Annotated in this window: 20 protein-coding genes; 17 read left to right on the top strand and 3 right to left on the bottom strand. The window is 65.9% G+C overall.

Annotated elements, in window-relative coordinates:
* Positions 1 to 37: 37 nt before the first annotated feature.
* Together rdgB and rph are read right to left on the bottom strand one after the other, a co-directional pair.
* Positions 38 to 652 (bottom strand): RdgB/HAM1 family non-canonical purine NTP pyrophosphatase, encoded by a 615-nt coding sequence (gene rdgB, locus DV027_RS12015; RefSeq protein ID WP_165399184.1) that lies wholly within the window; start codon positions 650 to 652, stop codon positions 38 to 40.
* Complete coding sequence (gene rph / locus DV027_RS12010; RefSeq protein WP_130732142.1) at positions 649 to 1,377, bottom strand: ribonuclease PH; 729 nt, start codon at positions 1,375 to 1,377, stop codon at positions 649 to 651. Before rph ends, rdgB begins: the two co-directional genes overlap by 4 nt.
* Positions 1,378 to 1,504: 127 nt before the next feature.
* Between rph and hrcA the strand changes: the two genes are divergently transcribed.
* The 13 genes from hrcA to rimI all read left to right on the top strand — a co-directional run bounded on the left by hrcA (position 1,505) and on the right by rimI (position 15,146).
* Positions 1,505 to 2,584 (top strand): heat-inducible transcriptional repressor HrcA, encoded by a 1,080-nt coding sequence (hrcA, locus tag DV027_RS12005; RefSeq protein ID WP_061274403.1) that lies wholly within the window; start codon positions 1,505 to 1,507, stop codon positions 2,582 to 2,584.
* A 111-nt stretch (positions 2,585 to 2,695) separates the two neighbouring features.
* Positions 2,696 to 3,583, top strand: a complete 888-nt coding sequence (locus DV027_RS12000; protein WP_130732141.1) for an aldo/keto reductase — start codon at positions 2,696 to 2,698, stop codon at positions 3,581 to 3,583.
* Positions 3,584 to 3,682: 99 nt separating this feature from the next.
* Complete coding sequence (locus tag DV027_RS11995; protein ID WP_130732140.1) at positions 3,683 to 6,238, top strand: penicillin-binding protein 1A; 2,556 nt, start codon at positions 3,683 to 3,685, stop codon at positions 6,236 to 6,238.
* Positions 6,239 to 6,306: 68 nt separating this feature from the next.
* Positions 6,307 to 7,438 (top strand): peptide chain release factor 2 gene (gene prfB, locus DV027_RS11990; protein WP_130732139.1). Its coding sequence is split into 2 segments (ribosomal slippage): positions 6,307 to 6,375 and positions 6,377 to 7,438, totalling 1,131 coding nucleotides; the frame shifts between segments, so codons are not numbered across the junction.
* Between the two features lie 225 nt (positions 7,439 to 7,663).
* On the top strand, positions 7,664 to 7,993 hold the full coding sequence (locus DV027_RS11985; RefSeq protein WP_242621882.1) for a hypothetical protein: 330 nt from the start codon (positions 7,664 to 7,666) through the stop codon (positions 7,991 to 7,993).
* Between the two features lie 108 nt (positions 7,994 to 8,101).
* Positions 8,102 to 8,869 (top strand): MotA/TolQ/ExbB proton channel family protein, encoded by a 768-nt coding sequence (locus DV027_RS11980; protein WP_061274394.1) that lies wholly within the window; start codon positions 8,102 to 8,104, stop codon positions 8,867 to 8,869.
* Between the two features lie 197 nt (positions 8,870 to 9,066).
* Positions 9,067 to 10,290: a hypothetical protein gene (locus DV027_RS11975; RefSeq protein ID WP_408884469.1), complete on the top strand. Its 1,224-nt coding sequence runs from the start codon at positions 9,067 to 9,069 to the stop codon at positions 10,288 to 10,290.
* A gap of 237 nt (positions 10,291 to 10,527) precedes the next feature.
* On the top strand, positions 10,528 to 11,301 hold the full coding sequence (locus tag DV027_RS11970) for a response regulator transcription factor (protein ID WP_130732138.1): 774 nt from the start codon (positions 10,528 to 10,530) through the stop codon (positions 11,299 to 11,301).
* Positions 11,302 to 11,403: 102 nt separating this feature from the next.
* Complete coding sequence (locus DV027_RS11965) at positions 11,404 to 12,675, top strand: ATP-binding protein (RefSeq protein WP_242621885.1); 1,272 nt, start codon at positions 11,404 to 11,406, stop codon at positions 12,673 to 12,675.
* A gap of 132 nt (positions 12,676 to 12,807) precedes the next feature.
* Positions 12,808 to 13,371, top strand: a complete 564-nt coding sequence (locus tag DV027_RS11960) for a NifU family protein (protein WP_130732136.1) — start codon at positions 12,808 to 12,810, stop codon at positions 13,369 to 13,371.
* A 35-nt stretch (positions 13,372 to 13,406) separates the two neighbouring features.
* The gene (locus tag DV027_RS11955) at positions 13,407 to 13,991 is read left to right on the top strand and encodes a malonic semialdehyde reductase (RefSeq protein ID WP_130732135.1); all 585 of its coding nucleotides are present in this window, start codon (positions 13,407 to 13,409) and stop codon (positions 13,989 to 13,991) included.
* A gap of 4 nt (positions 13,992 to 13,995) precedes the next feature.
* Positions 13,996 to 14,706: a tRNA (adenosine(37)-N6)-threonylcarbamoyltransferase complex dimerization subunit type 1 TsaB gene (tsaB, locus tag DV027_RS11950; protein WP_130732181.1), complete on the top strand. Its 711-nt coding sequence runs from the start codon at positions 13,996 to 13,998 to the stop codon at positions 14,704 to 14,706.
* On the top strand, positions 14,703 to 15,146 hold the full coding sequence (gene rimI, locus DV027_RS11945) for a ribosomal protein S18-alanine N-acetyltransferase (RefSeq protein ID WP_130732134.1): 444 nt from the start codon (positions 14,703 to 14,705) through the stop codon (positions 15,144 to 15,146). Before tsaB ends, rimI begins: the two co-directional genes overlap by 4 nt.
* Here the strand turns inward: rimI and DV027_RS11940 are convergent.
* Complete coding sequence (locus tag DV027_RS11940; protein WP_061274383.1) at positions 15,127 to 15,375, bottom strand: sulfurtransferase TusA family protein; 249 nt, start codon at positions 15,373 to 15,375, stop codon at positions 15,127 to 15,129. The genes rimI and DV027_RS11940 overlap by 20 nt on opposite strands.
* A gap of 93 nt (positions 15,376 to 15,468) precedes the next feature.
* Between DV027_RS11940 and DV027_RS11935 the strand changes: the two genes are divergently transcribed.
* Genes DV027_RS11935 through lnt form a run of 4 tightly spaced genes read left to right on the top strand, consistent with a single transcriptional unit; the run spans position 15,469 to position 18,853 of the window.
* Positions 15,469 to 15,876 carry a Ros/MucR family transcriptional regulator gene (locus DV027_RS11935; protein ID WP_130732133.1) on the top strand — a complete coding sequence of 136 codons (408 nt, stop codon included), beginning with the start codon at positions 15,469 to 15,471 and terminating at the stop codon, positions 15,874 to 15,876.
* A 56-nt stretch (positions 15,877 to 15,932) separates the two neighbouring features.
* Positions 15,933 to 16,424: a Fur family transcriptional regulator gene (locus DV027_RS11930; protein ID WP_130732132.1), complete on the top strand. Its 492-nt coding sequence runs from the start codon at positions 15,933 to 15,935 to the stop codon at positions 16,422 to 16,424.
* Positions 16,421 to 17,266 (top strand): GNAT family N-acetyltransferase, encoded by an 846-nt coding sequence (locus tag DV027_RS11925; protein ID WP_130732130.1) that lies wholly within the window; start codon positions 16,421 to 16,423, stop codon positions 17,264 to 17,266. The genes DV027_RS11930 and DV027_RS11925 overlap by 4 nt, the downstream gene beginning before the upstream one ends.
* Positions 17,267 to 17,302: 36 nt before the next feature.
* Complete coding sequence (gene lnt, locus DV027_RS11920; RefSeq protein ID WP_130732128.1) at positions 17,303 to 18,853, top strand: apolipoprotein N-acyltransferase; 1,551 nt, start codon at positions 17,303 to 17,305, stop codon at positions 18,851 to 18,853.
* Positions 18,854 to 19,170 lie beyond the last annotated feature (317 nt).

Below are 19,170 nucleotides of genomic sequence, written 5' to 3'. Positions count from 1 at the left end.
CGCCGCCTTTTTGAAAAAAGGCGGCACCCAAAAACTTTTATTCCGCTGCCTTCGGTAGGCAGGCTTCGCTAAACAGCGCGAAGGCCAGGCCACGGTGGCTGATGGCGTTCTTTTCGGCGTCCGTCATGTCGGCAAAGCTGCGCGTGCCGGTGCCGGGGGCGAAAAGCGGGTCGTAGCCATGGCCGTTGGTGCCATGTGGCGGCCAGATGACGTGGCCATCAATCCGGCCCTCGAAGGTTTCGGTGCGGCCATCGGGCCAGGCCAGGCACAGCACGGAAATGAACCATGCGCTCCGGTCGGGGTTGTCGCCCATCTGCTCATGGATGCGGCGCATGGCGTCGGAGTAGTCCTTGGCGGGGCCAGCCCAGCGGGCCGAGAACATGCCGGGCGCGCCACCAAGGGCCGCGACACAGAAGCCGGAATCATCGGCCAGTGCGGGCAGGTTGGCTGCCCTGGCCGCAGCCAGGGCCTTGATGGCGGCATTGCCAGCAAAGCTGTCCGCCGTCTCGTCCGGTTCGGGCAGCGACAGGTCGCCCGCGGACACGACGCGGATGCCGTAGCCGCCCAGCAGGGCTGCGAATTCGGCAATCTTGCCCCTGTTATGCGTGGCAAGCACCAGCGTGTCGCCACGCTTGAGGTGAGGGGTGGTCATGATGCGAGCGCCTCGTTCACGGTTACGGTCTGGATATGGAACAGTTCGGCGGTGCCCGTTCGGGCCAGCCGCATGAGCGTGTTGAACTGCGCCTCGGTAAAGGGATCCTTTTCCGCCGTGCCCTGAATTTCCACAATGCCGCCATCAGCGGTCAGCACGAAGTTGGCGTCCGCGCTGGCATTGCTGTCTTCATCGTAGTCAAGGTCAAGCACGGCGCCCGCCGCGGTCAGTCCGCAGGATATGGCCGCGACCTGCCCCTTGAGCGGCACGGCAGGCAGCGTGCCCTCACGCACCAGCTTTTCCAGCGCCAGGCGCAGCGCGACCCATGCGCCGGTAATGGCCGCGCACCGCGTGCCGCCATCAGCGTTGAGCACATCGCAATCTACCGTGATCGAGATCTCGCCAAGCGCCTTGAGGTCCACCACGGCGCGCAGCGCGCGGGCGATCAGGCGCTGTATTTCGAGCGTGCGGCCGCTCTGCTTGCCGCGCGCGGCCTCGCGCGGGCCGCGGTTATGGGTGGCGCGCGGCAGCATGCCGTATTCCGCCGTGACCCAGCCCTGCCCCTTGCCACGCAGGAAGGAGGGCACGCGCGGCTCGATGCTGGCGGCGCACAGCACCTCGGTGCCACCCATGCGGATCAGGGCGGAACCTTCCGCATGGCGGGCAAAGCCGGTCTGGATGAAGACGGGACGCAGCGCGTCGGGGGCGCGGCCGGATGGGCGCATGGGGCAACTCCGCAAGGTGAGGGGGCGGCATAGCGCGCAATCCGCTTCTATTTCCAGTCCCGCGTGGGCACGGGCGTGCGGGATCTGCTATGATGGGGGCTTGCGGATGACTGCGTGCAAAGGAGGCATGGCGATGGAAACCCGATCACCGGTATCGCAGCCGGCCCTGCTGTCCGGGCTTGATGCGCGTTCCGCCGCGATCCTGCGCGAGATCGTGGAACAGTATGTGGAAACGGGCGAGCCGATGGGCTCGCGCACCCTATCGCAGCGTCTGCCGCTCTCGCTCTCGCCCGCCACGATTCGCAACGTGATGGCGGACCTGACCGATGCGGGGCTGCTGTTCTCGCCCCATGCCTCGGCCGGCCGCCTGCCCACCGAGAAGGGCGTGCGGCTGTTTGTCGATGGCCTGCTGCAGTTTGGCAGCCTGAGCGAGGAGGAGCGCGAAAGCATCGCGGGCACGCTCGATGTCAAGGGCCGCTCGCTTGAGGACATGCTGGCGCAGGCGTCGTCCATGCTCTCGGGCCTGTCCTCGGCGGCGGGGCTGGTCATGGCGCCCAAGAGCGATTCCTCCACCATCAAGCACATCGAATTCGTGGCCCTTGGCCCGGGGCGCGCGCTGGTCATTCTGGTCAGCGCGGATGGGCAGGTGGAAAACCGCGTGATCGAGACGCCCCCCGGCCTGCCGCCCTCGGCGCTGGTGGAGGCGGGCAATTACCTCAATGCCCACCTGTCGGGCCAGACGCTCGACCGCCTGCGCGAGACGGTCAGCACCGACATGACCGCCAACCGCAACGAACTCGACCACCTGACGGCAGGCGTTGTGGCCAGCGGCCTTGCTACATGGAGCGATGCCGAGGAGCGCGGCGGCACGCTGTTCATCCGCGGGCAGGGCCGGCTTCTGGCCGATGTGACCGAGATCGAGCGCCTGACCACCATCCAGATGCTGTTCGAGCGGCTGGAAACGCAGGAGACCATGCTGCGCCTGCTCGACCTTGCGCGTGAGTCGGAGGGGGTGCGCATCTTCATCGGGGCGGAAAGCGGGCTGTTCGGCATGGCGGGCATGTCGGTGGTGGTCGCACCCGCGCGCACCGACACCAACCGCATCGTGGGCGCGATTGGCGTGATCGGCCCTACCCGCATCAATTATGGCCGTATCATCCCGGTCGTGGACTACACCGCACGCGTGATCGGCCGCCTGCTGGGCTGAACTGCCGCATCTTCATGCAACCGTGCCCGCCACGCGCCCTTATGGTGGGCAGGCAGCAACCGCACGCCCGCCATACTGGCGCGGGCGTGCCCATCAAGCAGGGAGAAAGCCATGTTCACGCCTGATGCACGCCAGTCCGGGTCCTTCATGATCGGGGGCGATATCGAGGTGACAAGGCTCGGCTTCGGGGCCATGCGCATTACGGGCCCGGGCATATGGGGCGAGCCTGCCGACCGGGCGAAAGCGCTCGCCACGCTCAAACGCCTGCCCGAGCTGGGCATCAATCTTGTTGATACCGCCGATGCCTATGGCCCGGAGGTGAGCGAAAACCTCATCCGCGAGGCGCTGCACCCCTATGAGGGCATGCTCATTGCCACCAAGGGCGGCCATACGCGCCACGGGCCGGATATATGGAAGCCCGTCGGCAACCCCGATTACCTGCGCCAGTGCGTGCTGATGAGCCTGCGCAGGCTGGGTATTAAGCGCATCGACCTGTGGCAGCTGCACCGCGTGGGCGCCGACTGCACGCCCGAGCAGCAGTTCGAGGCCATTGCCGCCATGCGTGCGCAGGGGCTGATCCGCCATGTGGGCCTGTCGGAAGTGACGGTGGAGATGATCGAGCGCGCGCGGCTGTATTTCCCGGTCGCGACGGTGCAGAACCGCTTCAACCTCGTCAACCGCTATTCGGAGGATGTGCTGGACTACTGCACGCGCGAGAATATCGGCTTCATCCCGTGGGCGCCGCTTGCGGCGGGCGGGCTGACCAAGGGCGATACCGTGCTCACGCGCCTTGCGGGGGAGAAGGGCGTGCAGCCCGGCCAGATCGCGCTGGCGTGGCTTTTGCGCCGCGCGCCGGTCATGCTGCCCATTCCCGGCACGTCCAGCCCCGAGCATGTGGCCGATAACGCGGCCGCCGCCGCGATTGAACTCAGCGATGAGGAATTTCGCCAGCTTGACAATGATGGCCGGGCCGAATGGGCCCGCCGTAACGCGGGCTGAGCGAGCCGGGGCGGATCGGGGGCGACGGCAGCGCGGGACAATGCTAGACAGGGGCCTTACGACATATGATGGCCCCTTTCTCTCCTTATTGGACACCGGATGACGCTTGCTGACGGATCAGGCCGCGATGGCCGGATGGATGGACCCTCCCGCCCCGGTGGGGGTGGCCCGCGCCGCCCGCGCTACCGCATGGTGCGCTGGCTGGCGGGCACCACGCTGGCGGTGCTGCTGCTGGGCAGCGGCGGCGCAGGCATCGTTGGCTGGTACGAATACGAGCGCCTGAGCGAGGGCCTGCCCACCGTCGATGGCCTGCGCACCTACCAGCCCCCCGTCATGAGCCGCCTGTATTCCGGTGATGACCAGGTCATGGCCGAGCTTGCCGCCGAGCGGCGCATCTTCGTGCCCTACAGCGCCATACCCGAGCGCGTGCGCAGCGCCTTCCTCGCCGCCGAGGACCAGAAATTCTTCAGCCATGGCGGCGTGGACCCGCTCGCCATCCTGCGCGCTGGCGTGACCGACATGATGATGCATGGCACCAAGCACCGCCCCATCGGGGCCTCGACCATCACGCAGCAGGTCGCGCGCATCATGCTGCTGGGGTCGAATGCCGTTTCCATCGACCGCAAGATCAAGGAAGCGCTGCTGGCCATGCGGCTGGAGCAGACGCTGAGCAAGGAGCAGATCCTCGAGATCTACCTCAACGAGATCTATCTGGGCGAGGGCGCGTACGGCATCGGCGCCGCCGCCCAGACCTATTTCAACAAGCCGCTCGACCAGCTTGACAATGCCGAGGCCGCCTTCCTTGGCGCGCTGCCCAAGTCACCCACCAACTACAACCCGCACCGCTACGTGCAGGCGGCGACCAACCGGCGCAACTGGGTGCTCGACCGCATGGCCGACCTCAGGGTGATCACGCCCGAGGAGGCGCGTGCAGCCCAGCTTGAGCCCCTCGTGCCCGCCAACTTCACCCGTCCCGGCCCCGTGCCCGGCTCGGAATGGTTTGCCGAGGAGGTGCGCCGCGAACTGATCGAGCGCTACGGCATCGGCACCACCATGGAGGGCGGGCTTTCGGTCCATACCTCGCTGGATTCGCACCTGCAGCAGGTCGCCACCGGCGCATTGCGCGAGGGGCTGCTGCGCTATGACCGCGCCCATGGCGGCTGGCGGGGCGCATTCGCGCATGTCGGGGCTGCTGACGTGGCGGGCGACTGGGCCAATGCGCTGGCGCATGTCACGGCACCCGCCGCCATGCTGGAGCAGTGGCGGGTGGCCGTGGTGCTGTCGGCCGCCACGGGCCGGGTGGGCTGGCTCGAGGGGCGCGATCCCGTCATGCCCCATACCGGTGTGATGCTGGCGCGTGACATGGCGTGGATGCGCACTGGCAAGGGCGTGCAGACCGGCGACGTGGTGCTGGTCGAGCCCCAGGCCGATGGCGGCGGCGTGGCCATCCGCCAGGTGCCGCGCGTGGAGGGCGCTCTTGCCACCATCGATGTGCGCACCGGGCGCGTGCTGGCCATGGTGGGGGGCTGGTCGTTCCGCGAATCGCAGTTCAACCGCGCCATCCAGGCGGCACGCCAGCCGGGGTCGTCGTTCAAGCCGTTCGTCTATCTGGCGGCGATGGAGCAGGGGATCTCGCCTTCGCAGAAATTCGATGACTCCCCCGTAAGCTATGGCGAGTGGCACCCCAACAACTACGAGAAGGATTTCTGGGGGCCCACCACCCTGCATGACGCGCTGCGCGAATCGCGCAACCTCGTCACCATCCGGCTTGCCGCCCAGATCGGCATGAAGCCGGTGGCCAGCCTCGCGCAGAATCTTGGCCTCGTGCATTCCATGCCGCTGGTGCTGCCTGCGGCGCTTGGCGCGGTCGAGACCACCGTGATGAAGGAGGCAGGTGCCTACGCCACCATCGCCAATGGCGGCAGGCTGGTCACGCCTTCCCTGATCGATGACATCAAGGACCGCAACGGCAACGTGGTGTGGCGGCCCGAGGGCGTTGCGTGGCAGCCCGGCGGCGCGCCGGCCACCGGTCCGCAGGTGGCTGATACCCGCCCGCAGGTCGTCTCCGCCACCAGTGCTGCCCAGATCGTGGCCATGATGCAGGACGTGGTGCGCCGGGGCACGGGCGTGCGCGCGGGTGCGGGCATCGACCGGCCCATCGCGGGCAAGACCGGCACCAGCCAGGACTTCAATGATGCGTGGTTCGCGGGCTTCTCGCCCGATCTGGTCACGGTGGTGTGGATCGGGTTCGACACGCCGCAGTCGCTGGGCAAGAACGAGACCGGCGGCGTGATCGCGGGCCCGATCTGGAATCAGGTGATGAAGGTGGCGCTCGCCACCCGCCCGCGCCTTGACTTCCGCGTGCCTGATGGCGTGCAGCTCGCACGCTACGATACCGGCATGGGAGTCGCAATCGATGCGTTCAAGCCCGGCCAGGTGCCCGGTGAGAGCGTGGATCTGGGCGCAGGCTCGGGCATGGCGCTGACGGCAGCGGATACGGGGGCCGAGAACATGCCCGATTCCGAGAACGACATGGCCACGATGCCCGCCAGCCCCACCGCCCAGCCTGATGGCACGACATCGGCCGGGCATGCGGCCGTGCCTGCCCCCGCCCCGCCTTCCGGGGGTGACATTGGCATGGGCGGGCTGTATTGACGCCGTTCATGGCCGGGCGTGACATGGCGCACGTCCGCACTGTTGACCGTTGACCAAGGAGCAAGCCCATGTCTGCCGAGACAGAGGCCCTGAACGACCAGATCAAGCAGTCGGTGGCGCTGCTGAGGAGGCATCTTTGACTGGGATGTCGCAATCGACCGCCTCGCGGAACTGAACAACCGGGCCGAAGATCCCGACCTGTGGAACGATTCGGACGCAGCGCAGAAGCTCATGCGCGAGCGCACCATGCTGGCCAGCCAGATCGAGGGCGTGCAGCGGCTTGAAGCCGATGTGCACGATACGATCGAACTTGTCGAACTGGCCGAGATGGAAGGCGACGAGGCCGTGGTGGCCGAGGCGCTGGCCACCCTGCGCGCCCTGGCCGAGGAAGCCAAGCGCCGCGAGACCGAGAGCCTGCTCTCTGGTGAGGCGGACAGCAATGACTGCTACCTCGAGGTCAATGCGGGCGCGGGCGGCACCGAGGCGCAGGACTGGGCCGAGATGCTGCTGCGCATGTACACCCGCTGGGCCGAGCAGCATGGCTACAAGGTGACCATGATGGAAAGCTCGGAGGGCGAGCAGGCGGGCATCAAGTCAGCCACCATCCAGGTAACCGGCCCCAACGCCTATGGCTGGCTCAAGACCGAGGCGGGCGTGCACCGGCTGGTGCGCATCTCGCCGTTCGATGCGGCGGCCCGGCGGCAGACCTCGTTTGCCTCCGTATGGGTGTATCCGGTGGTCGATGACTCGATCGAGATCGAGATCAACGAGGCTGACCTGCGTGTCGATACCTTCCGCGCCTCGGGTGCTGGTGGCCAGCACGTCAACAAGACGGAATCGGCCATCCGCATCACGCACATCCCCACCGGCATCGTTGTGGCGTGCCAGACCGACCGCTCCCAGCACCGCAACCGCGCCACCGCCATGACCATGCTCAAGGCGCGGATGTACGAGCAGGAACTCCAGCGCCGCGAGGCCGCCGCCGCCCAGACCGAGGCCAGCAAGACCGATATCGGCTGGGGGCACCAGATCCGCTCCTACGTGCTGGCCCCCTACCAGCTGGTCAAGGACCTGCGCACCAACGTCGAGAAAACCAACCCGGACGCGATTCTGGATGGCGATATCGATGACTTCATGGCCGCCGCCCTTGCTGCCCGCGTGGGGGCCACCCGCTCGGAAGCCAGCGCCCAGGCGCAGTAACGCCGCAACCGGGGCGTGCAGGCAGCCAACCCCGTGGCCCAGGCCACGGGGTTTTTTTCATGCCGTGTGTGCTGGGCCATTGTTCTGCCAAGAGAAAATTGTTTCGAATCTGTGTTATATGATGCTTGACACAGCGCCCCTGAGCACGCCCAATTCCGCTCAGGGCAATTTGAACAGCAGGCGCCCGCGCGGGATGCCGCGCAGGGGGGGCTGGACAGGAGCGGCATGTGGTCTGACGAAGTCATGGGAAAGGATTATGCCGCCAGGCAGCGACGGCGCACGCCGTACCTGCGCGTGGCGGGGGTGATCGTGCTGGTCCATGTCGTTGTCGTATCGGCGCTGGCCTACGGGCTGCGGCCCAAGGCCAAGCCCATGTTTCCCGAGCCTTACCGCCCCCTGCCGCCGCTTGCGATCCGGATCATTCCCGAGCCGCCGCCGCCCGTGCCCCCCGCGCCGCCGCCGGTGCGCCCGGTCATGGTCATGCCGGTGGTTCCGGCCATTCCCGCCCCGGTCATCGGGCGTGATAACAGGGTCCGCCAGCCGGAATTGTTCTGAAAACGATACAGGTGGATTGATTTTCAGCGTCCGGACTGGTCAGATAACAGTCATGAAATGTGTTGCGGGCCAGAAGCATGGCCCTATTCGTCAGAGGATTTGAGGTAAATGACCCGACAGCATCGTAAACCAGTCATGGCGGCCGCGCTGCTGACCGCCTTTTCGGCACTGGCCTACGCCACGCCCGCCGCCGCGGCCGACAATCCCTACGGGCTGGGCGCGCTGTGGTCCAATGGTGACTTCATTGCCCGCACCGTGCTGATCATCATGGTCGTGATGTCTGTCGGGACATGGTACATCATGATCACCAAATTCCTCGAGCAGGCCCGCATGATGAAGGCCGCCAAGGAAGTGAAGGCCAAGTTCTGGCCCGCGCACGACATCAAGGAAGGGGCGGCCCTGCTCGATACCGCATCGCCCTTCCGCTACATTGCCGATACCGGCATTACCGCCGCCGAGCACCATGAAGGCACGATGCAGGAGACGATCGACCTGTATTCCTGGACCACCATGTCCATCCAGCGCTCGGTGGACTTCATCCAGAACCGCCTGCAGGGTGGCCTTGCCTTCCTCGGCACGGTGGGGTCCACCTCGCCGTTCGTGGGTCTGTTCGGCACCGTGTGGGGCATCTATCACGCCCTGACCGCCATCGGCATCGCAGGCCAGGCCTCGATCGACAAGGTTGCCGGCCCGGTGGGTGAATCGCTGATCATGACCGCCATTGGCCTGGGCACCGCCGTGCCTGCGGTGCTGGGCTACAACATGCTGGTTCGCCGCAACAAGGGCGCGCTGGACGAGGTGCGCAACTTCGCTGCCGACGTGCAGTCCATCCTGATTGGCGGTTACCGCCATGAAACGCACGATCCGGCGGAATAAGCCTGCCATCCGCACGTAACCTGATTTCAACGTCACGACGCGGCGGCCCGATGGAGCCGCCGCGCCAGCGGTCGGGGGCGGATTGAATGATGGGCCGCACGGGTCCATCGTGATGCCCTGGCCGATCATTCGGGCCATGACCCGTTCATGGAAGGACATCACAGTTGAAAAACATCACATCCAAATCGCTGTTCCGGCTGCGTGGCCGCCTGCTGGCCGGGGTCATGATGGCGCTGCCGGTGGCGGGCGTCCTGCCCATGCACGGCGCGCATGCGGCTGACCAGCTTGGCCAGAAGGTGGGCACGGCGCTGCAGAAGGCCCAGACCGACCTTGCCGCCAAGAAATACCCCCAGGCCATGGCCGATGTGGACGAAGCGGACGCCGTAAGCGGCAAGTCCGACTACGAATCCTACACCATTGCCCAGATGCGCGCCGCCGTGGCTGCCCAGTCGGGCAACGTGCCTGCCGCCATCGCGGCCTATGACAAGCTGATCGCATCCCCGCGCACGCCTGCCGCCACCAAGGAACAGATGGCGCTGGCCGAAGGCAGCATGGCCTTCACCGCCAAGGATTACCCCACCGCCGTTGCGGTGAGCGAGAAATACATCAAGGCGGGTGGCAAGAACCCGCAGATGCTGACCATCCTGATCCAGGCCTATTACCTGCAGCATGACTTCGCCAACGCCGCCCGCGTGCAGCAGGGCCAGATCGATGCCACGATCAAGGCAGGCGGCAAGCCGACCGAGAACCAGCTCCAGCTGCTCGCCGCCTGCCAGGCGCAGCTCAAGGACAACGCGGCGCTGACCAAGACCTACGTCATGCTCGCCACCTACTACCCCAAGCCCGATTACTGGGCGCAGGTGGTGCATTCCGTGCTGAGCAACCCCAACATGGCACCGGGCCTGCGGCTTGACATCGACCGCGTGCGCCTTGAGTCCGGGCTGGTCAAGACCTCGGCCGAATACATGGACATTACCGAGCTGGCCATGCAGGCGGGCCTGCCCCAGCTTGCGCTCGACATCATCAACCAGGGCTATGCCAGCGGCGTGGTGGGGCATGACGCCTCGGCGCCGCGCAGCGAAAAGCTGAAGGCGATGGTGGCCCAGAATGCCGAGAGCACCAAGGCCAACCTCGATACGGCGGCCTCGCAGGCGGCAACTGGCAACGCCATGCTCACGGCAGGCTACAACTACGTGCTGAATGGCCAGGCCGACAAGGGGCTGGCGCTGATGCAGCAGGGCCTGGCCAAGGGACCGACGGACATCAATATCGGTCGCCTGCATTATGGCCTGGCGCAGGCGGCGGCAGGCAAGAAGGATGCCGCCATCGCCACGTTCAACAGCGTGGAAGGCACCAATGGCGCGCGTGACATCGCGCAGTTCTGGGTGCTCAAGCTGAACGCGGCGCCTGCCGCGCACTGATAAAGACAGAAGTTTCTGGTGAAGCTTTTTTCAAAAAGGGCGACACCCAAAAACTTTTGACCTTTACAGGTTGTTTGCCAGACGGGGCGCCGGATCATCCGGCGCCCCGTTTGCGTGTGTGGCAGACATTTTATGATATGATCGGTGGCCTTATCCGCATGCCGCGCGTTGGTTATGCTGGGTGCTGTTGCATGAAGGGCATCATGCCTGCCCCTGAACCGGAACATGGCCAAGAGAATGACACAGATACCCGCCACAGCCGATCTGCCCGCCCGCATCCTCGTGGTGGAAGATGATCCCGGTATGCGCACCCTGATCGTCCGCGCCCTGCAGGGCGATGGCTACCGCGTGCGCGGCGTGCAGGATGGGCCTGAAATGTGGGATGCGCTCAAGGCGCAGGCCGCCGACCTCATCATCCTTGACGTGATGCTGCCGGGCACCAACGGGCTGGACCTGTGCCGCAGCCTGCGCGCGCATGCCGACCCCTGCGTGCCGGGCGAGGCGCCGCTGACCGAAGTGCCGGTCATCATCGTCTCCGCCCGTGGCGAGGAACTCGACCGCGTGCAGGGCCTCGAACTCGGCGCGGATGACTACGTGCCCAAGCCCTTTGGCCAGAAGGAACTGCTTGCCCGCGTGCGCGCGGTGCTACGCAGGCGCGGCGGCGGCGTGACCACGCCCAGTGCCGGGCGGCAGCGCAAGGAAACCGTGCGCTTTGGCGGGTGGATGCTCGACCTGCGGCGGCGCGAACTGACCGACCCCTCAGGCATGGCGGTCGAGATTTCAGGGGCGGAGCATGACCTGCTCACCAGCTTCCTTGACAACCCGCAGCGCGTGATCGGGCGTGACCGGCTGCTGGAACTGTCGCGCACGCGGCTGGGCGATGTGTCCGACCGCAGCGTGGATGTGCTGGTCAGCCGCCTGCGGCGCAAGCTGGGGCCGGATTCGGATGGGCTGATCCGCACCGTGCGCGGCATGGGCTACATCTTCACCGCCGAAGTGGAGCGGGTCTGAGCGCGCGCCGTGGCGGGGCAGGGGAACGCACAGGCCGCGCGGGTGCCGCAGGCGGTTGCACGGCGCATCACGCTGTGGCCGCGCGGGCTGGTCGGGCGTGTCATGTTCGTGCTGCTGGTTGCGGTGGCGCTCGTGTTCGTGGGCAGTTCCGTTTTCTATGAGGAAGCCGAGACATACACCATAGACGACGCCCAGCTTGAACAGGTGGGCGAGCGGCTGGTGATCGATGCACGCGTGCTGGCGGCAACGCCAACCTCGCAGCGCATGGTGCTTGCCGCCATGCTCTCCACCAGCGACCTGACGGTAGACTGGCGCAACCAGGGCCAGCAGGGCGCGCTCAAGGTCGAGCCACCCTCGCTGCGCAAGCTGCATGACCGTCTGGCGGGCACATTGCCGGTGCTGCAGGGCGATGCGCTCAACCTGTCGGGCACCATCATGGGCACGGCGGATGTGCGGGGCACGCTGCGCCTGCCCGATGGCAGCTACATGGGCTTCCTTGCCCCCGATATCCTTGAGCCGCACCATATGCGCCGCGGGCTTGTCTCGGCGGCCATCCTTGCAGGCGCGGTCATCGGGGCGGCCGGCATGCTGGTGCGCGCGCTGAGCATGCCGCTGCGCGCGCTGGCCGATGTGGCCGATACGGTGGGCTCGGGCCGGTGGGTGCCACTGGCCGACAAGGGCCCGCGTGAGGTGCGCTACCTTGCCCGCGCCATCAACGCCATGCAGGAGCGCATCAACCGCCTGATCGCCGACCGCACCGAGGCCCTTGCCGCCGTATCGCACGACCTGCGCACGCCGCTGGCCCGCCTGCGCCTGCGTGCGGGCTTTCTGGAGGATACGAACGCGCAGAAGGAGATCGAGGCCGACGTGACCGAGATGGAGGCCATGATCACCGGCGTGCTGGCCTACCTGTCGGGCGAGAAGGACCCCGAGCCCGCGCGTTCGGTCAACGTGGCCTCCATTCTGGCCACGCGCGTGGATGACGAGGCCGATCAGGGCCGCGACGTGACCTATGATGGCCCCGACCAGGCGCAGGCCATGGTCCGGCCGCTGGCGCTCAAGCGCGTGGTGGGCAACCTGATTGACAATGCCGTGAACTATGGCGGCAATGCCCATGTCAGCCTGACGCTGATGGAGGATGCCCTGTGCATCCGCGTGGAGGATAATGGCCCCGGCCTGCCCGAGGCCGAGCTCGACCGGGTCACCACGCCATTCTACCGCGTTGAGGGCTCGCGCTCGCGCAGCACGGGCGGGCTGGGGCTGGGGCTGGCCATCGTCAGCCGCGAGGTGGCGCGTGGCGGCGGGCGGTTCAGGCTGTTCAACCGGCTGGGGGGCGGGTTATGCGCGGAAATTGTCCTGCCGCGCATGCCGTGATAGGCCACGGGGCGTAAATGCACGCCGTGCGTGTGCGTGGGGTTGGATTTGCGGGCGGGTCGATCATATAACAGGACCCGGGAAGTACTTTTGCCTGTCCCCCCTTTCCCGTCATGTCTGGAAGACCGAGCAATGTTCATCGAAACGGAAGACACACCCAATCCCGCCACCCTGAAGTTCCTGCCGGGGCGCGAGATCATGGCCAGCGGGGCGACGGCCGACTTCATCAGCCCCGATTCCGTGGCGGGCCGCTCGCGCCTGGCCGAACTGCTGTTTGACCTTGATGGCGTGGCCCGCGTCTTCTTTGGCAATGATTTCGTGGCCGTGACCCGCGCCGATGCCACCGAGTGGGAGGCCCTGCGCCCGCAGGTGCTCGCGGTGCTGGCCGATTACCTCTCCACCGACCAGCCCGTGGTGGAAAGCGAAGCCGTGGTGGTTGAAGACCTGATCGCGCCGGGAGATGAGGAGATCGTGCAGCAGATCAAGGAACTGCTCGACACCCGCGTGCGCCCCGCCGTGGCGGGCGATGGCGGTGACATCGTGTTCCGTGGCTACCGCGATGGCGTGGTGCGCCTGACCATGCAGGGTGCGTGCTCGGGCTGCCCGTCGTCACGCGCCACCCTCAAGCACGGGGTCGAGAACATGCTGCGCCATTACGTGCCGGAAGTGGTATCGGTGGAGCAGGTAGAGGCCTGATCGGCAGGTCTTGCGCATAAGCTTGGGAATGTTTCATGGCGCTTGATGACGCTGGGCTTGACCTTCTGTTCCGTAACGCACGCACGCCGGTGGCGTGGAATGACCGGCCCGTCGGCACCGATACGCTGCGCCAGCTTTATGATCTGGTGCGCCTTGGGCCGACATCGGGCAACAGCTGCCCCGCCCGCTTCGTGTTCCTGACCACGGAGGGCGCGCGCGAGCGCCTGCGCCCCGCCCTTTCGGCAGGCAATGTGCAGCGCATGATGACCGCGCCGGTTACGGTGATCGTGGCGCATGACCCGCTGTTTTTCGAGCGCATGGACACGCTGAACCCGCAGGCCCATGTGCGCCAGTGGTTCGCCGCCGATGTGGGTCTGGCCGAGGAAACCGCCCAGCGCAACGGCACGCTGGAAGGTGGGTACATGATCATGGCCGCCCGTGCGCTGGGCCTGTCGGCGCTGCCGCTTTCGGGCTTCGATGCCGCGATGGTGGAGGACGCCTTTCTGGCCAATCAGGGCTGGCAGGCCAATTTCCTGCTCTGCCTGGGCTATACCGACGGGCCGCCGCCCACGCCGCGCGCGCCGCGCCTGGGCTTTGATGATGCCTGCGTGATTGTCTGACCCCATGCGCATTGTGGTCATGGATGGTGCCGCGACCGGGGCGCAGGCACAGGCCCTGATTGCCTGCCTGGCACCCGATGCAGCGGGCAGGCCCGCAATTCTCGCCACCCGTATCGCCACCGGGCGTGGTGCTGCCGAGCAGTTCCCGCTGCTGGCCACCGAACTGTTCGCGCAGTGTGGCTGGGGCCATGCCATGCCTGACCTTGCGGGCGTGGTGGTGGGACCGGGATCGTTCACCGGGCTGCGGGCCTCGCTGGCATTCGCGCACGGGCTGGCCGCGGGTTCGGGCTGCACGGTGGTGGGCGTGACCGGGGGCGAGGTCATGGCCCCGGCCCTGCGCGCGGCGGCTGCCCCGCTGGGGGCTGTAGCACTCCATTGCACCATGGCCCGCCGGGGCCGTGTATTTATTGAAACGCTGGGTACGCCATCGGCATTGGCGCCTGTGCGCGCCTGCATGCTCACGGCACCTGACCTGCCGCCGGGACCCCTGCTGCTGGCCGGCAATGGCGCGCAGGCGGTTATGGAGGCTGCGGGCGGGCGCGACGGTCTGCACCTGCTGCCCGATGCGCCACCCGACCCGCAGGCCATTGCCGCCGCCGCCCTGCTGCGCCTGCGGGGTGACCTGCTCCCGCGTGCGGCCCAGCCGCTTTATGTCGATGCGCCGGAAGCCAAACTGCCCGCCGCCGGCCTGCGCCCGGCCCCCGTTACGCCATGACGGACGATGCCGTGCCCGCAGGGCAGGCCGCGCTGCTGGCCCGCATCCATGCGGTGGCCTTCCCCCCCGTGCACCGGTGGGACGCGCAGGCCATGGCGGCCCTGCTGGCCATGCCCGGCGTGTTCGTGCTGTTTGCGCAGGGTGAGGGTATTCCCCCCGCTGCCGGTTTCATCATGGCCCGCGCCCTGCTTGATGAAGCCGAGATCCTGACCTTTGCCGTGGACCCCGCCTGGCAGGGGCAGGGCATTGGCCGCGCCCTGCTGGCGCGCTGTCTGGATGAGGCCGCGCGGGAAGGGGCAGTACACCTGTTCCTTGAGGTGGCGGATGATAACGTGGCCGCGCTGGGGCTTTACCACGCGGCGGGATTTGCGGTGGTGGGGGTGCGGCGGCGGTACTACCCCGATGGCACTGATGCGTGTGTCATGAAGCGGGAGATTTGAGCACGGTCAGCCGGTGGGTTATGCCATCTGTTTCTGTCTGTATTTCTTCCACGACATGACCAAGCAGCTTCAGGCTGCGCGAAACATTGTCCAGCGGGCCTGCGCCGCGCAGGCGGACAAGCAGTTTTTCCCCGGCTGGAAGTCTGTCAAGGGCCAGACGCGTGTGCACGAAAGTCATGGGGCACACTTCATGGGTGATATCCAGTTTCACCATCTCTATATCAGACATATTACCATAAAACCTCTGCTATGGCCGGTTGCGATCCTTCTGGAATTATTTATATAAGATGCATCATTATTCCAGAGTGACAGGATCAGATTAATGGCTGATGCAGCGGCAGAAGTTGAAGTGCGCGAACTCGCTGCCGAAATCGTTTCGGCATATGTCTCGCGAAATGAAATCGACGCGGAGAGCCTCCCCGATCTGATTCATCAGGTCTATGAGGCTGTTGCCTCCCTCGGGCGCGCCGAACCCGTGCCCGAGAAGCCGGTGCCCGCGGTGCCGCTCAAGAAGTCCGTCTTCCCTGACTACATCGTCTGCCTTGAGGACGGGAAGAAGCTCAAGATGCTCAAGCGTCACCTCAAGACCGCCTATAACATGACACCCGATGAATATCGCGAGCGCTGGGGCCTGCCGCATGACTACCCCATGGTGGCGCCGAGCTACGCCAGCCACCGCTCAACCCTGGCCCGCAAGATCGGGCTTGGCACGAAACAACGCGAGGACTGACCCATGCCGGGTGGTCATATGGACAGGTATCGGCATGATCGGCTACGTCCATAGACATGGCAACAGATCGTAATGGACTACAGACGCGCATCGAGCGCATGTGCATGGAGCGCGGCCTGAAGATGACAGGCCAGCGCCGTGTCATTGCGCGCGTGCTGTCCGAGGCCCATGACCATCCGGATGTGGAGGAACTCTACCGTCGTGCCTCGGCACTTGACGGGCGCATATCGGTTGCCACGGTCTACCGTACCGTTCGCCTGCTGGAAGAAAACGGCATTCTCGAACGCCGTGACTTTGGCGGCGGCCGCGCGCGTTACGAGGCCACGGAGGAAGGCGACCACTACCACCTGATCGACGTGGAAAGCGGGCAGGTCGTTGAGTTCACCCATGCCGCCCATGCCGAACTGCTGCGCCAGATCACGGCTTCCCTGGGGTTCGAGCTGGTGTCCCATCGGCTGGAACTGTTTGCGCGCAGGCTGCCCGACGTGGCACAAGAAAACACGGACCACACGGTGCAAACGGAGCAGAAGGGCGGGTCACGGCCTTGAGTATCGAGAAAACCATACAGTCCCTTTCCACCCTGGATCTTGAGCGCAACGGTTTCCCCGAATTGCGGGGGGGGAACCTTGGCGTCAGGATCGCTGCGACGGATGAAGAGCGCGATGCCGCCCAGGCGCTGCGCTACCGTGTCTTCTATGAGGAAATGGGCGCCCGCCCCGATTCCCGCACCGCGCGGCTCAAGCGCGACGTGGATGAATTCGATGAATATGCCGATCACCTTCTGGTGATCGACCATGCCATCTCATCGGGTGCGAAGGGCGTTGTGGGCACCTACCGGCTCATGCAGGGGGATGCGGCGAAGAAGCTGGGCAAATTCTATACTTCGGGTGAATATGACATCTCGCGACTGACCGAGTTTCCCGGCCGGTTGCTTGAGGTGGGCCGGTCTTGCGTGGACCAGAACTATCGCGGTCGCGCGGCCATGCAGCTGCTGTGGCGCGGCATTGCCTCCTACATCTTCCTGCACCGCATTGACGTGCTGTTCGGCTGCGCGAGCCTGCCGGGCACCAACCCCGATGCGCTGTCCGATGAACTGACCTACCTGTATCACAACCACCTTGCCCCGCCCGCGCTGCGGATCAGCGCCGTGCCGGAGCGCCGGGTGGAAATGCTGCGCTCCGACCCGCAGACGCTCGACCACCGCCGCTCGCTCGCGCGCCTGCCGCCCCTGATCAAGGGTTACCTGCGGCTTGGGGGCTATGTGGGCGATGGCGCGGTGATTGATGAGCAGTTCAACACCATTGATGTCGCCGTGCTCGTCAAGAGCGAGCTGCTGGCTGACAAGTATTACCGCCACTACGAGCGCCGCCTGCGTGACGCGCTGGACTAGGCGCGTCCTCCCCCACGGCGCGGGTCGTGGCGCTGCATGAGATTCCTTCGTGATCTGTATATGAGGCTGTCGCGCCAGCATGGCTGGCGCGCGGACCTTGTCATGGTGCTGGCGGGCGGCTTGTACGCGCTGGGCTTTCCGCCCGTGCATGCGGTCGTGGTGCTGCCGGTGGCCTTCTGCCTGCTGGCGCTGGCCATTGATCAGGCGGCTGGCTGGAAAGAAGCCGCACGGCGTGGCTTCATGTTCGCCATGGGGCTGTACACCGTGGGCCTGTACTGGCTCATGTACGCCATCCTGCTCCGGGCGGATGATTTCTGGTGGCTGGTGCCGCTGGCCTCGCCGGGCTGCGCGGTGATCCTGGCTCCCCTCAGCGCGCTTTCGGCTGCCCTGAGCCGTCTTGTGCCGCGCGGCACCGGGCGGCTGGTGGTTCTGGCGGCGCTATGGACGCTGACCGACATGGCGCGGGTTTACGTGTTCAGCGGTTTTCCGTGGAATCCGCCTGGCAGCGTGTGGGCGTTTCCGGGGCTTGCGGGCGATGTCATGCTCCAGCCCGCCGCGTGGATCGGGGTGGATGGGCTGACACTGCTGACCTGCCTGCTCTCGCTCGCGCCGCTTTATGGCCGCACGGGGCGCCTGGCCTGCGCAGGCGTGCTGGCCATATGGGTGGCGTGTGGTGCGCTGCGGATGGCCAGTATCCATGACACCTATGGCCACAACCCCGAGGTGGTGCTGGTGCAGGGCAATGTGCCCGAGACCGAGAAAATATCACGCGACTCCGATGTGGCGGTGTTCCGTCGCTATCTGGATCTTACGCATGCGGGCGTGCAGGCAGGATTGCGCGAGGCGGATGGCCGGCCGGTCGTGTTCGCGTGGCCGGAATCGGCCTTTCCCGGCCTGCTGCTGGAAGATGACATCGCACGCCCCATGATCATGCGGGCGGGGCAGGGAGCGGCAGCGGGCGTGATCGGCACGCTGCGCTGGCTGGAGGACAAGCACTGGCGCAACAGCATGGTGGCCCTGCTGCCTGATGGAGAGCCCGCCCCGCCCTATGACAAGGCGCATCTGGTGCCGTTTGGCGAATACCAGCCCGCGTTCCTGCCCTTTCATGTCGTGCCGGGGGATGGGCTGACCCCCGGCCCCGGCGTGCAGACCTGGCACCTGCCGGGTGTTGCCTCGGTGGGGCCGCTGATCTGCTACGAGGTGATTTTCTCGGGCCAGGTGGTCGACCCGCATGATCGCCCCGCCTGGCTGCTCAACAGCACGAATGATGCCTGGTATGGCAACAGCGCCGGCCCGCGCCAGCACCTTGCCGCCGTGCGCATCCGCGCGGTGGAGGAGGGCCTGCCGGTGGCGCGTGCCGCCAATACCGGCATTTCAGCCATTTTTGACGGGCGTGGCCACGAACTGGCCCGGCTGGGATGGGACCGGCAGGGCGTGCTGGTCCATGCGCTGCCCGATGCGCTGCCCGGCACGTTTTTTGGCCATTATGGCCGTCTGGTGCCCCTTTTCCTGGTTGGGGTCACGGGGCTTGCGGGGTTGTTCTGGCGGCGGTCAGGTCATAAAGAAGGTTCTGGAATACCGCTTTAGGACAAGGCCATTTTTTATTCGTGCATTCAAAATGCATGAATATTTTCCTAATTTTCCTCTGCCTGTCGCAGTGGGAAAGTTTTATGCACGCCTGCCTTATTTGAACGCAGACAGTGCAGAAAATAGCGTATGTATTGTATCCGGCGCGGCTTTAAAAAAGATTAACGCCCGGCCCATCATCTGATGGGTATCGGCACGTTCCAGCGGTTTGCGCCGCGTGAGAGAGGAAAGGTAAGGCTATTGTAAATGCTGTTTCAAAATTCCCCACATGTGCTGTCGGAAAATTCCCCAGCACGGATATGGTGATCAGCCATTGA

The sequence above is a fragment of the Komagataeibacter xylinus genome, from assembly GCF_004302915.1.
GTDB lineage: Bacteria > Pseudomonadota > Alphaproteobacteria > Acetobacterales > Acetobacteraceae > Komagataeibacter > Komagataeibacter xylinus_C.
This window is presented reverse-complemented; position numbering and strand designations above follow the sequence as displayed.